This window comes from Janthinobacterium sp. UMAB-60 (genome assembly GCF_900095235.1).
Classification (GTDB): Bacteria; Pseudomonadota; Gammaproteobacteria; order Burkholderiales; family Burkholderiaceae_D; genus Janthinobacterium.
Genome location: NZ_LT607493.1, coordinates 1 through 14,037, shown reverse-complemented (window position 1 = coordinate 14,037; position 14,037 = coordinate 1). Strand labels below are relative to the sequence as shown.

The following is a 14,037-nucleotide window of genomic DNA, read 5'->3' as shown; positions in this document are numbered from 1 at the left end:
GGTGTTCTCCTTATTTGCCCGGTGCCGAAAAACCGGGCTCGCCCGGGCCGGGCGGAATGTCTGGGGCGCCGAACAAGATGCTCTGCGGCTGTTCATTGAGCGTGCTCATGGTGGTTTTCAGGGCGCGCATCGAGGAGCGCGCCTCGCCGCTCAGCTCGATTACCTGCGGCAAGACTTCCAGCGACACGCCATTCGCCACCGTTTCCACCGAATTGCCGACCCGCTCAACCGTGCCATTGACCTTGTCGAGCACGCCGCCAGGCGCCTGGATGTCGTTACCGAGCTTTTTCCAGGTGGCCGTCAGGTCCGACACGTTCTTGCTGGCCGTGCTGACGGCCGTCAGGGTTTGGCGCGTTTGTTCCGTCAGTTGCGGCAATTGCGTCAGGGTCGGTTCCAGTTGCTGCGGAATGGCGCCGAAGGCCTTGGCCGCCTTGCCCACTTCATTGAAAGCGCCCAGCATGGCGGCCTGGTTGTCGGGGCTGAGCAGGTTGTTGACCTTGTTGGTGATTTGCTCGGCCTGGTCGAGGATGCGCTTGCCCCGTTTTTCCAGCTGGTCCAGCAAGCCGGCGCGCAGGGGAATCATGGAAGGCTTGTCCTTGCTGGTACCCAGCAACGTCGAACCCACATGCTCGTCGTCGAGCTGGATGTAGGCGATGCCCGTCACGCCCTGGTAGCCGAGGGTGGCAAAGGTGGTATTGGTGACGGGCGTGTCGGGCGCCACGCTGATGTGCACGAGGATTTGCCCCGCCTTTTGCGTGTCGAAGTCGATGGCGTCGACCTTGCCCACTTCCAGGCCCCGGTAGCGCACGGTCGCCTGCGGGTTGAGGCCCGGCACGGACAGGGTGGTGGCGAGCAAATACGGGACTCTTTCCACGCGGTCGCGGTTGAACCAGACGCCGAACAGAATGGCGGCCACCAGCAGGGTGAGTGTAAAAAATCCCGTCATCAGGGCATGCGATCTGTTTTCCATTACTTCTCCGCTTTCTTGTCTGTGCCGGCGTCAGCGCCTGGCTGTGCCGCATTGCTTGCTGCCGCCTGTTTTTCATCGAGGACGGCCAGCGCGCGCTTGCCGCGGTCGCCAAGGAAAAATTGCTTGATGAACGGGTGGTCCACTTCGATCACCTCGCGCGTGGGGCCGATGGCGATCACATGTTTTTCCGCCAGCACGGCGATGCGCGTGGACAGGGCGAACAGGGTGTCGAGGTCATGCGTGACCATGACGACCGTCAAGCCCAGCTCACGGTGCAGCGACTGGATCAAAGAGACAAAACTTTCCGACAAGTCCGGATCCAGGCCCGCCGTCGGTTCGTCGAGGAACAGCAGCTTCGGTTCCAGCGCCAGGGCGCGCGCCAAGGCCACGCGCTTGATCATGCCGCCAGACAAGTCCGACGGCATTTTCAGCGCATGTTCCGGGCCCAGGCCCACCATGTTCATCTTCAATAATACCGCGTCGTGCACCAGCGCCTCGGGCAGCACGCGCAATTCGCGCATCGGTTGCGCCACATTGTCAAACACGGTCAGGGCCGAATACAGGGCGCCTTGCTGGAACAGCATGCCCCAATGATTGCGCAATTGCTGCAACTGGTCGGAACTTGCCTTGTTGATATCTTCGCCAAAGACTTTGACGCAGCCCCGCGCCGGATGTTCCAGGCCCAGCATCTGGCGCAGCAGCACCGTCTTGCCCGTGCCGGAGCCGCCCACGATGGACAGGATTTCGCCCCGTTCGATTTCCAGGTTCAAGTCCTGGTGCACGACGGTGCGGCCGAACTTGGTCCACAGGTTGGTGATTTCCACCACGGGCGCGTTGCCATGCAGGTTGAACTGGCCGTCCTGGCCCTCGCTCGCCTTGCAGGCGATATCGGTGTCGTTCGCCATCAGTAGCCCACTCCATTGAAGACGATGGCGAATACGGCGTCGGCCAGGATCACCACGGTGATGGCCGTGACGACGGCGGTGGTGGTGCCGTGCCCGAGGCTTTCCGTGTTGGCCTTGATGCGCAGGCCGAAGTGGCAGGAGACGAGGGCGATCAGCATGCCGAAAATCACGCCCTTGCCCAGGCCGATCATGTAGTTGGCCAGCGGCACGGCGTCCGGCAGCTTCTGGATGAAATAGCGCGCCGACAGATTCAATTCCACCTTGGCCGCCACCATGCCGCCGATCAGCGCGGCCGTGTCCGTCCAGATGACGAGCAGGGGCATGGAAATGGCCAGGGCCAGCACTTTTGGCATGATCAGGCGGAAACCGTGCGAAATGCCCATCACCAGCATGGCATCGAGCTCCTCCGTGACGCGCATGACGCCCAGCTGGGCCGTGATGGACGAGCCGGAGCGGCCGGCCACCAGGATGGCCGCCAGGAGCGGCCCCAGTTCGCGGATGACGCTCATGCCCAGCAGGTTGACCAGGTAGATGTCGCCGCCAAAGGCACGCAGTTGCTGCGCGGAAAGGTAAGACAGCACGACGCCGATCAGAAAGCCGACCAGGGCCGTGATGCCCAGCGCCTGGAAGCCCGCATGGAAGATATTGGCGGAAATCTCACGCCATGGTCCGCGCATCGGGTGGCGCGCGAAGCGGCCGATATCCTGCGTCACCTGGCCGACCAGAGCAATAAAGCCCTTCAAATGTTCGAAAAACAGCAGGATGGTCATGCCCAGCTTCATCACGGGCGTGAGGCGATTGGCGCGCGAGGGCGGCGTTTCCAGGGGGCCAGTCTCTTCGATGCGCCGGAAAAACTCTTCCTGCGATGGCGCCAGGGTCAGCTGCGCGGGGCGCTGCTTGCCCCAGGCATTCCAGAACAGCTGGGCGCCGATATGGTCCATGCTGTCGATGGCCGACAGGTCCCATTGCGTCTTCGCATCGCCCTGCAAGGGCTTGAGCTGGGCGTCGATGGCCTTGATGGCATTGTCATGCGCCAGCGCGTGCACCTGCCAGGTGCCGCTGGCAGTGACAAGGGCTCCCTGTTGGGAGCTGGTCTGGGAGAGGGTCAGTTTCGGCGATTGTACAGTCGGCATCTTGCCAGTTTAAGGGAGAATGGCGCAGACCGCCACCGATGTTCAATCGTCACGCTTTCAGGAGGCCAGATGGCGCGCCTGTCGCTGCGGTATTGCCGCCTCCAGGTGCGCCTTCGGCTGGTCGCTGGTTTTGGCGTGGTTTGCCGCTTGCGCGCCGCCCGCATAGTCGCTGGCCACGAGGGCATTGGCCTCGACCGTGCTCATGCCGCGCGTCTGCAGCCATTGCGCCACCAGCTTGGCCAGGCGCTCCATGGCGATGCGGTGGGTGGCGTCCGTGTGGGCGTACAGCCAGTTCGAAAAGTCCATGAAGTTTTCAAACGGCGACTCGCCCAGCATCCATTGCACCGTATTGGCGAAGCGGCCCGAGTTGGCGACCAGGTCCCAGTAGCGGGCGAAGCGCACCAGGCGCTGCATGCTCATGAAATCGAGCTGTTTGTTTGCCAGGATGGTGTACGGCGGGTGCGGATCGAACACCATGCCATAGTTTTCCGTGTGGCGGATGATGGGCGTGCCGCGCAGCCGCTTTAATATGCCGAACTGGATTTCATGCGGTTTCAAGGCCACCAGCTTGTTGAAGCCGGCCGCGAAGCTCGCTTCATCCTCGCCCGGCAAGCCGGCGATCAAGTCCACGTGCAGGTGGGCGTTCGATTCTTCGCACAGCCAGCGGATGTTGTCGGCCGCCTTTTGATTGTCCTGCTTGCGGCTGACCAGCGCTTGCACGTCCGGATTGAAGCTCTGGATGCCGATCTCGAACTGCAGCGCGCCGGGCGGGAACTTGCTGATGCCTTCTTTCAAGGCGTCGGGCAAGTGGTCGGGCACCAGCTCGAAGTGGGCGTAGATGGGATCGTCCGGGTTGGCTTCGATCTTGTCCAGAAAGAACTGCATGATCTTCAAACTGGTCTTGATGTTCAGATTAAACGTGCGGTCGACGAACTTGAACAGGCGCGCGCCGCGCGCATGCAAGGACTCCATTTCGGCCAGGAAATTTTCCAGCGCGAAGGGCCAGGCCGTCTTGTCCAGCGCCGACAGGCAGAATTCGCACTTGAACGGGCAGCCGCGCGACGCTTCCACGTAAATCGTGCGGTGGCGGATATCGTCGTCTGTATACAAGGAGTAGGGCAGCTGCAGTTCCGCCAGCGGCGCTTGCACGCCGGCATGGATCTTCATCAGCGGTTTCGGCCCGTGGAGGATCTCGCCGCACAGCTTGGGGAAGGTGACGTCTCCCCAGCCCGTGATCAGGTAGTCTGCCAGCCTGACGATCTCTTGCTCGCCCGCCTCATGCGACACTTCCGGCCCGCCCAGCACGATGATGACCTCGGGCGCCACGCGCTTGAGCATGGCCACCAGTTTCGTCGTTTCCTCGACGTTCCATATGTATACGCCGAAACCGATGATGCGCGGCTTGTTGACGAGGATGCGCTCGACCAGTTCCGTGGTCTTGGTGCCAATGACGAATTCCTGCAACCGCGTCTGCGCTTGCAACGGCCCCATATTGGCCAGCAGATAGCGCAATCCCAGCGAGGCGTGGGTGTAGCGGGCGTTCAGGGTGGAGAGCAGGATGGTCATGGGAGCGATGGAAACGGCGAAACCGCTATTTTACGCTGTCGCGTCAGCTGTGCGCTGCGGCCACAAATGCCATGTTACCATTTGTCAATAATTACTAACTTGTCAATGCTACGGCTGGTAAAAAGGGATACAAGGTGCTGGCGAAAAAAGTACTCAATAAGAAAGTCCTGGTCGGGGCGCTGGCCGGGGTGGCGCTGGTGGCGGCCGCGCTGGTCGCTTACCGGGTCTTCGGCTGGGGCATGCTGGGGCCGGTTAACGGCCTGAAGCTCGATTTGTCGCGGCCCGATGCGCTGATCCGCACGAAAAGCCTGTCGGCCTTGCCACGCGACCTGTTGACGGTGCCGCTGGCGCGCGACGTGCTGCGCGAGGATTTTCTGTTCTATTACGAGCAGAGCGAAGACCGGCTGGGACTCAAGGGCAGCCTGCGCCGCATCGCCTACGAACATGAACTGGGCTGGGGCGACCAGCTGCTGCGCATGGTGCTGGACCAGCCGGCGGAAGTGGCCTTGTGGCGCGACGCCGACGGCTCGCTCAAGCATTTCGCCATCGCCGTGTCGCGCAGCCAGTTGACGCGCCTGCTGGAAGAAGCGGGCAAGATCGCCTTGAAGGATACGCAAATGCGCGTGGCCGGCAGCTTGCGCGTCGATGGCGGCCAGGTGCCCGTGTATGCGCTCAATTACGCCTGGCAGCGCACCTTGCTGTTTGCCGCGCACGGCCAGCGCCTGGTCATCCTTTCCCATCCCGGCATGCTGTATGGCGGCGGCGACGGCAAGCATGGCGATGGCACGGCCGAGAAAACGGTGGCCAGCCTGCTGGCGCCGGAGCCGGCGAAACAAAACGTCTTTCACGCGCAATTCCATCTCGATCCAGCCGCGCCCGAGGGCCACAGCATCGCCGTCAAGGCGGACTTCCTGTCGTTCGGCTACCAGCCCTTCTTTGGCGCGCTCGAAGCGCTGCGTTTCGATTTTCAACAGGGCGCCTGGCAATCGAAGGTGCTGCTCAATGCCGATAAACTGAAAAACGGTGCTTATGACAGCAGCGCCCTGTGGCCCGTGCTGCCGCATAACCCGAGCGCCTGCTTCAGCGTGCCGGTGGACTGGGCCGCGCTGCAGCCCGTGCTCAAGCGCCTGGGCGACAAGGCATCCGCACCGGTGGTGTCGCTGGCCGGGCACTTGCAAGGCCCCGCCGCCGCGTGCTGGTATGGCACTTCGCGGCTGCATACGCCGGTTTTTGTGGCCACGCGCAGTGCGCAGGCAGGCGACGACGCTGTATATGGCAGTTTGTTCGAGGCGGCCATCGGCGGCAAGGACCCCGTGCGCAAGACCACCGGCAAGGATGGCGCCATTCGCTGGGAGCGCAGCGTCGCCACAGCCCTCGGCCAGTCCACGCCGGCCCTGGCCGTGGCCGGCAATACGGTTGTCTTCTCGGCCGACGGCAAGCTGGTGGACCAGGTGCTGGTCGTGCGCCGCAAGCAGGCGCCGGCGGCCAGCGACTTGCTGCCCGATGGCGCGCGCACCATCGGCCTGATCGCGCCGGCCTCGCTGGCCCGGCTGATCCAGCTGGAAGCCTTCGATACCCTGCCGGCCAATAACGAACCGGTCTTGCGCGCAGCCGCCAACGAACACCTGGTGCCGCGCCTGGACGCCTTGAAAAAATATCCGCCGCTGCGCATGGTGCTCAAGCGGCAGCCAGCCAGCGGCACGTCGTGGGAAACGCTGGAATGGCAGGAGACGGCGCGATGATGGTGTCGCATGGGCGGCGCGCTGCGCTGGCGGTGTGTGTCGCCGCTGTTGCCGCACCTAAGGCCTGGGCCCTGCGTGCGGCCGCCGAGCCGCAAGTGCTGCTGTCGCAGGCCCAGAGCCGCGCCTTCCAGGCCTGGATGCTGCGCATCGTCAACGCGCAGATCGAACGGGGCCCGTCGCCGCGCTGGACGCACCGCGATTGCGCCGGCCTGGTGCGCTTTGCCGTCAATGAAGCCTTGACCGTGCATGACGCGAAGTGGCTGCGCGCGAACGGCATCGCCAGCGACCGGCGATTGCCGCCCGAGCTGGAACTGAGCGCGGACCAGGCCGCCTTGCGCAACCGCTGGGTGCAAACGGACGGCAGCATCGGCCCCTTCGTCACGGCGCTGGCGCTGGTGCAGCACAACAGCCGCTTCGTCGCCCGCGAGATCAGCCAGGCGCTGCCCGGCGACCTGCTGTTTTTCGACCAGGGGGACGAACAACATCTGATGGTCTGGATGGGGGCGCGCATCGCCTACCACACCGGCACCGTCACCCCCGACGACAATGGTCTGCGGACCGTCGATATCAAAGAACTCACGAGCTGGAAGGACACGCGGTGGCAACCTGTGGTCAACAATCCCAATTTCGCCGGGGTGTTCCGGCTGGCGTTTTTATCATGAAGCCGATTTTTCTCATGAAGCTGCTATTTGCCAGCCTGCTGGCGCTGCTGCTCATTGGCGGCGCCTCGGCGCAGCAACGCGAGCCTAGCAACTACAGCACCTTCAAGGGCGAACCCTTCTTCCTGCTGTCGGACGCCAGTTATGGCAGTCTTGATGAAGCGCGCGTGCGCCTGGAAGTGCCGGGCCGCGACATGGGGCGCATGAACCTGGAAGCGTATTCGGGCGCCGACATCGTCGTCTACCGCGTGCCCGAACCGATGGAATTCCTGAAAAAGCAGCGCAATCTGCACCGCATCCAGGTCGAGGGCAATTACCAGGGCGAAGGCCTGGCCAACACCTTGAGCTTTCTGTGGGATAGCTGGTGGAAGCAGTCGCGCCTGGCCTGGCGCAAGCTGTTTTCCGGCGAGGCGCGCCGCGCGGTTACGAAAGAGCAGCCGCAACTGGCGACGAACGATGCGATCCGCAAGCCGACCGTGTTCGCCAACCATCCGCAGTACAAACCGATCAAGGGCATGGAGCTGGTCGACAGCTTCCGTTATCCGATCTGGCAAGCCAAGGCCATCGCGCCGCCGAAAGGCGTCAAGCTCGATGGCTCCAGCAGCGACTTCATCGTCGCCGGCGCCGGCAATGTGATGATCCCGCTGGGCAAACGCAAGCCGGGCTTGTACCTGGTCGAAGCGATCATCGGTGAGCACCGCGCCACCACCCTGGTGTTCGTGTCGGATACGGTGGCCGTCACCAAGGTGTCGTCCGGCCAGATGCTGGTGTGGACGGCGCGGCGCGACAACAGCGCCGCCGTGGCCGGCGCCAGCGTGGCGTGGACCGACGGCACGGGCGTGCTGCAGTCAGCGGTCACCGGCGCCGACGGTGTCGCGTCGCTCGAACGCGGCAGCCCCGAACACACGTATGTGCTGGGCCAGGACCGCGCCGGCGGCGTGTTCGTGTCCGAGAATTTTTACTATGACAGTGAAATCTATAACACCAAGATTTATGCCGTGACCGACCGGCCCCTGTACCGGCCTGGCGACGAGGTCAACGTCAAGTTCCTGGGCCGTGAATTTACGTCGGCGCGCGCATCGCAGGCCGCGGCCAGCGCGCCTGTCAGTCTCACCGTGCTCAATCCGAACGGCACGCCGCTCTTGACGCAAACGCTGCAGCTGTCCGGCGACACGGGCGCCGATACGCGCTTCCGTCTGCCCACGGAAGCCACCGCCGGCGGTTATGAACTGCGCTTCAATTACAAGGACGACGTATATGGCGCGGCCTTCCGCGTGGCCGAATACGTCAAGCCGCACTTTGAAATCAACGTCCAGCCGTCCAAGCCCGAGTTCAAGACGGGCGAAGCGGTCAAGGGCAGCATCACGCTGCGCTACCCCGATGGCAAACCGGTGAAAAACGCGAAGATGATCCTGTCGCTGCGCGGCCAGCAAAACACCATGGTCGAGGGCGAGCTGCGTTACAGCGGCCTGTTCCCGGTGTCCCTGAAAACCGAGGAAGTGACGAGCGATGGCAGCGGCAATGTGGACTTCACTTTGCCGCCGGCCGCCGATCCCTCGCGCTACATATTGACCGTGCTGGCGACCGATGGCGCGGCCTACCGCGTCAAGGCGACGCGCGAGCTGATGATAGAACGCTCGAGCAGCAGCTATCAGTTGAAGGCCACGCGCCAGTTTTCCGATCCGGGACAAAACGTGCATTTCGATTTGCTGGCCGACGGCCAGGGTGCGGCCAAGCCCGTGCGCTGGCAGATGGTGCAGCTGGAAAAACAGAGCAAGACCGAGGGCGCCTTCGATCCCAACGCCAAGGGCTGGGATGTGACATTCCCGGCATCGGGTTCGTATCAGCTGGCGCTGCGCGACGAACGCGGCAACTTGCTGGCCGCCGCCAGCCACTGGGTTTCGGGGGATGGCGTGCAGACGACGCCGGGCAGCATCGAGATCGTGCTGGACCGCGCCCGCTATCGCCCGGGCGACACGGCCGAGGCGCTGATCACCTTTTCCGACAAGGTCGACCAGGCGCTGTTCACCTTAGAACGCGACAAGGTGGAACACCATGGCCTGATGGCCGGCGCCGCTGACTGGTACCAGGCGCAGCGCGTGGCGCCGCGGCAGTGGAGAGTGCGCATCCCGGTAAAAGAAGAGCATGGCCCGAACATGACGTTCTCGGTGGCGTACACGCGCAATGGCGACTTCGTCTTCGAGAACGCCGGCCTGCAAGTGATCGAGCCGCGCATCGCGCTGCAATTCAAGAGCGACAAGGAAGTCTACCAGCCGGGCGAGAAGGTCACGCTGGACGTCAAGGCGACGTTGGACGGCAAGCCCCTGAGCACCCTGTTGGCGCTGGGCGTGGTCGATGAAATGATCTATGTGCTGCAGCCGGAAATCGCGCCGGACATCGGCGACTTCTTCTATCACCCGCGCCGCAACAACGTGCGCACGACGGCCAGCCTGTCCTTCATCAGCTACGACATGGCGCAGGGGCGCACTGCCGGCGCGCCCGCGCGCCACAACTACAACGAGCGCGGCGTCAAGGTGCTCGAACGTCCGCGCCGCGACAATATCGACACAGCCTATTGGGCGCCATCGATCAAAACCGATGCGAATGGCATCGCACGCGTGAGCTTCACCATGCCCGACGCGCTGACCCGCTGGAGGATCACGGGACGCGCGATGGATAGCCAAGGTCGCGTCGGCCAGCGCACCGCCTATCTGCGTTCCGATAAAAATTTCTATGCCAAATGGACGGCGCCGGACTGGATGCGCGCCGGCGATGCGCCGCGCGCCTCGGTGGCCGTGTTCAACCAGACGGGCAAGGAGCAGGCGCTCGACGTCGTCCTCTCGGGCGGCGCGCAGCCGAAGACGGAAAAGCTGTCCGCCAAGCCGGGTGTCAATTACGTCGAGTTCCCGCTCGCTGCTGGCGCTAGCGGGCCGCTGCGCCTGGACGTGAAACAGAATGGCAAGCTGGTCGACGCGTTAGAGGCGACCATGCAAACCTTGCCCGCCGCCTGGAGCAGCCCGCGCTCGCTGGTGCTGCCGCTCGATGGCGCCACTGCTGATATTGCACTCAAGCTGCCGGCGGACGCGCGCAATATCCGCGTGGCGTTCGCGCAAGGCGCGGCCAGCCAGTTCGCGCGCATTGCCGACGACCTGATCGACTATCCCTATGGCTGCGTGGAGCAGACGGCCAGCCGGCTGATTCCGCTGGCGCTGGCCACCCAAAGCCTGGGCCCGGACGCCGGCGCGCCGTATGAACGCTTGCAGGCGACCCTGACCGCGCAGCGTTTGCGGCTGGTGTCGATGGCCGGTCCGAACGCCGTCTTTGGCTGGTGGGGCAACGCCACGGCCGGCAATGCCTTGATGACGGCGTACGCCTATTACGCCGACTGGTACGCGGCGCGCGCGCTGCACATCGAGCTGCCGCCCGAGCACTGGAACAAGCTGCTGGCCGTCTACAGCGAACATGGCTTGAAGGATGCGGTGGGCGACCGCGCGCTGGTGCTGTGGATGGCGCGTGAGATGGGCCTGCCCACGCAGACGCTGGCAGCGGGCCTGGTGGACGACAGCGCCATTGCCGTCCTGGGCGGCAAGCCGCGCCAGGCGGGCGACAGCGGCAGCCTGCTGCTGGGCGGCGCCCTTGATCGCGAGGCGCAAGCGATGGCGCTGGGTCTGGTGGCGCTGGTCGCCAGCCAGAACGGCATCGCCTTGCCGCATGGGCTGCAGCTGCAAGTGGCCAGCGCCTGGCAAGTCTTGCGCGAATCGAAGGCGCCGGTGGCGCAGGCCTTGCTGATGCTGGCCGGCGAAGTACCGCCATCGCAGGCCGACGCGGTGCTGGCCGGCGTGCGCGCCGAAATGCCGACCCTCGACCGTGCGATGACGTTGATGTGGGTGCAAAAGAAGCTGGGCGGCGCATCGTTCGGCAAGGGGCCGGCCGTCACGCTGGACGGCGCCTGGCAAAAACGCGAAAGCCGCAGCGGCCAGCCGCTCTGGCGCTGGCTTGACGCCAGGGGCTTGCCTGACAAACTGCGTCTCGCTGCACCCGCGCCTGCGGGCACGGTGGCCGTGCTGCAGTACGACAGTCACGCGGCAGAAACGCAGACCTTGCCGGTCGCCGTCGAACGACGCATCCTGCGCATGAAGCAAGGGAAGGGCGGCTACACGACGGAGCTGGTCAAGCCGGGTGAGGCGCTCAGCACGGACGCGCTGTACCTCGATGAAGTCACCTTGAAAGCAGCACCGGGCGCGAAGCACCGTTTTGGCTTGCTGGAAGTGGCGCTGCCGCCCGGTGCCGTGGTCGAATCGACCACCTGGGGCATGGTCATGGCGGGCGACAAGCCGGCCGCGCTGGAACGCGCGCGCCACACGGAGCGCCGCGACGGCTATGCTGTGCCGATCGAGCCTTTGGCCGGCGACGTGACGGTGCGCCATTTGCTGCGCTTCGCGCAAAAGGGCAGTTACGTGCTGCCGCCGGCGCGCTTTTACCGCATGTACCAGCCGGAGCAGAAAGCCCTCGAGGGCGGCGGCAAGACCACGCGCGCGCTGAAGGTCGAGTGATGGGCTTTGCATGTCCAGCATTGATGCTTGCCACGCTGCTGGCCATGCCTGCCTGGTCGGCTTCATTGGATGTGGCCTGGTGGCGCGACGGCAAGATGGAGGTGCGCCAGCTGCGTCAGGGCGGCACGGCGCCGCTGCCGTTTGGCGGCGCGCGGCAAGTGCCGCTGGCCAGCTTGTGGAAGCTGTTCGTCTATGTATACGCCAGCGATAACAAGGTGGCGATGCCGGACTACCGCTGCGGTGGCCGCGATCCGGAAGAAGTATATTGCTGCGATGCGGGCCAGAGCATTGGCCACGACGCGGCGCTGGCGCAGTCCTGCGGCCCTTTCTTCTCTCCCCAGCGCCTGATGATTACGGCCGCGCCGTGGCGCAAATACTGGACCACCCGTTTAGGTAGCGCCCCGGCAGGCGACTTTGCCTGGCTGGCGGATCCCGTCCAGCTGGCGCCGGGGCGCCTGGTACGGCTGGATAGCCTGCTGCGCGCGCTCGACAGCATACCGGCTGCCAGCCGGATGGATGCAGAAGCGGCGCTGTTGCGCGTGGTGCTCGATGGTCGAGGGGCAGGTACGGCGCGCTGGTTCGGCAGCCAGCTGCGCGTGAAGACGTATTCCTGGCACGAGCAGCGCCGGGCCGACGAACGTATCGGCGGCGCGGCCGGCTGGCTGGCCGACGGCACGCCGATCTGGTTTGGCGGCGCGGGCGGCAGCAGCAATGTCTTTGAACAGTGGGCGCCCAGGCTGGCCGCCAGCTTGCCGAAAGTCGGCGCGGCCGACGATGGCGGCTGCGTGGTGGTCGATTACTTCAAGCGCTATCCGATTCGTGCCGTGCGCGGCGAACGTGGCGTGGCCATGGCCGGGCCGCTGAATGGGCGCTACCATGTGCAATTCGAAAATGGCCAGAACCTCGCCTTGCGGAGCAGCGGCGAGTTGATGCTGTTGCAGGAGAAGGGCGGCCGCCCGCAAGTGCGCGGCCGCTTCGGCGTCAATGAATATGTGGCGCGCGTGCTCGATCGCGAAGCGAGTACTGATGAGCCGGAAGCGGCCAAGGCGCTGGCGATCGCCGCGCGCACGTATTTGCAGCAGAACGCGGTGAGCGTGGCGGGCTGCCAGCAGATCGCCGACAGCAGCGCGACCCAGCGCGTCAGTCCCAGCCCTGCCACGCCGGCGGCGCTGGCCATTGCGCGCTGGACCGATCAGCTGATCGTCGATGGCGTCACCGTGCGTTATCACAGCACCTTGTCGTCCGAGGGCACGATGGCGTGGAGCGAGGCGGTGCGCCAGGCCAGACAAGGCAAGCACTATGATGAATTGCTGGCGACGGCCTATCCCGGCGGCGCGCTGAGCACCTTTGGCAATACTGGCGCGCGTTGTCGGCGCCTGGCGCAGAACGAGGATTGGCTGGCGCGCTCCGTGCCGCGCTGGCAGCGCGTGCTGCTGCGCGAGGCCGGTTACGAAGCGCCGCCGCAAGCGCCGCTGGTCTGTGCCCTGTCCAGCGGCGCGCCGTATTCGGAACAGTCGCGCAACCGCATCTTCATGCGCCCGCTTGCCACGCGCGAAGACCGCATCACCTTGGCCCATGAATACTTGCACCTTGGCCTGCGCCGTCATCCGCGCGGCCAGGATGAAGAATATGTCGAGCGGCTGGCTCGCCGGCTCGTCGACCTTAACCTGGAGGCCCTGTGATTTTTTATATCCGTTGCTCGATTCCCCTGATGTTATTGCCAATTTGGGCGCAGGCCCAGGTCACCATCGACGCTCCCAGGAGCGGTTGGCGCAATTCGGCCGGTGCGACTGAGGAATACACGCAGGCGGTCAACTACCCCGCCGCGTCGGTCAACCTGCAGCCGGGCCAAGCCGAGACGGCGCAGATACGGGGGCGTATCGCAGGCGCTATCAAGGGCAAGCCCGCCACCCTGGTGGTCAACGGCGTGGCGATGCCGATGGAAGTGGGCGAGGACGGCAGCTATGGGCGACCGTATGGCTTCGGCAGCGGCTCGAACAGCGTGGAAGTGCGCTCGCCCGATGGCAAGAGCCGCGCGCGCACCCAGTTTGTCGATAGCTATCAGGGCAAGACCCAGGCGCGCTTGCGCATCGTGCTGTCCTGGGACAGCGCCGGCACCGACCTCGATCTGCATGTGGTCACGCCGGACGGTGGCCACGCCTGGTACGGTAATCGCGTCTTGAAAGATGGCGGCGCGCTGGATGTGGACGTGACCACTGGCTATGGCCCGGAAATCTTTTCCAGTGCCGCGCCCCTGAAGGGCAACTATCACGTTTATGTGAATTACTACGGCAGCGGCGAGAACACCGCCATGCTGACCGTCGCCCGCTTATCGATCATCACCAACGAAGGCACGCCGCGTGAAAAGCTGCAGAGCTTCCAGGTTCCGATGCGGGCCGCCGGCGAGCTGACCTTGGTCAAATCGTTTGTCTTGCCATAAAAAGGACCGAAAATAGCCCTTGCGGGGCGCGCGGGGCAGGGCTATAATTCGCCCCCTCGCTGAACGATG

The 14,037-nt window shown here is 64.5% G+C and carries 9 protein-coding genes; 5 read left to right on the top strand and 4 right to left on the bottom strand.

The window, feature by feature from the left end:
* Positions 1-10: 10 nt before the first annotated feature.
* From K0F86_RS18550 to K0F86_RS18535, 4 genes are read right to left on the bottom strand one after another with little or no spacing between them, the layout of a single operon-like run.
* Positions 11-970: an MlaD family protein gene (locus K0F86_RS18550; RefSeq protein ID WP_219135772.1), complete on the bottom strand. Its 960-nt coding sequence runs from the start codon at positions 968-970 to the stop codon at positions 11-13.
* Positions 970-1,875, bottom strand: coding sequence for an ABC transporter ATP-binding protein (locus K0F86_RS18545; RefSeq protein ID WP_219135771.1), 906 nt, complete (start codon positions 1,873-1,875; stop codon positions 970-972). The genes K0F86_RS18550 and K0F86_RS18545 overlap by 1 nt, the downstream gene beginning before the upstream one ends.
* Complete coding sequence (locus tag K0F86_RS18540; RefSeq protein WP_219135770.1) at positions 1,875-3,008, bottom strand: ABC transporter permease; 1,134 nt, start codon at positions 3,006-3,008, stop codon at positions 1,875-1,877. Before K0F86_RS18540 ends, K0F86_RS18545 begins: the two co-directional genes overlap by 1 nt.
* A gap of 57 nt (positions 3,009-3,065) precedes the next feature.
* The gene (locus tag K0F86_RS18535; protein WP_219135769.1) at positions 3,066-4,574 is read right to left on the bottom strand and encodes a B12-binding domain-containing radical SAM protein; all 1,509 of its coding nucleotides are present in this window, start codon (positions 4,572-4,574) and stop codon (positions 3,066-3,068) included.
* 134 nt (positions 4,575-4,708) lie between these two features.
* Between K0F86_RS18535 and K0F86_RS18530 the strand changes: the two genes are divergently transcribed.
* The 5 genes from K0F86_RS18530 to K0F86_RS18510 are packed head-to-tail and all read left to right on the top strand — an operon-like array spanning position 4,709 to position 13,968.
* Positions 4,709-6,316: a DUF2138 family protein gene (locus K0F86_RS18530; protein WP_219135768.1), complete on the top strand. Its 1,608-nt coding sequence runs from the start codon at positions 4,709-4,711 to the stop codon at positions 6,314-6,316.
* Positions 6,313-6,978: a DUF1175 domain-containing protein gene (locus K0F86_RS18525; protein WP_257572225.1), complete on the top strand. Its 666-nt coding sequence runs from the start codon at positions 6,313-6,315 to the stop codon at positions 6,976-6,978. Before K0F86_RS18530 ends, K0F86_RS18525 begins: the two co-directional genes overlap by 4 nt.
* Positions 6,975-11,528, top strand: coding sequence for an alpha-2-macroglobulin (locus K0F86_RS18520; RefSeq protein WP_219135766.1), 4,554 nt, complete (start codon positions 6,975-6,977; stop codon positions 11,526-11,528). Before K0F86_RS18525 ends, K0F86_RS18520 begins: the two co-directional genes overlap by 4 nt.
* 23 nt (positions 11,529-11,551) lie before the next feature.
* On the top strand, positions 11,552-13,210 hold the full coding sequence (locus tag K0F86_RS18515; protein ID WP_219135765.1) for a DUF2300 domain-containing protein: 1,659 nt from the start codon (positions 11,552-11,554) through the stop codon (positions 13,208-13,210).
* Positions 13,211-13,239: 29 nt separating this feature from the next.
* The gene (locus K0F86_RS18510; protein WP_219135764.1) at positions 13,240-13,968 is read left to right on the top strand and encodes a DUF2135 domain-containing protein; all 729 of its coding nucleotides are present in this window, start codon (positions 13,240-13,242) and stop codon (positions 13,966-13,968) included.
* Positions 13,969-14,037: the final 69 nt, after the last annotated feature.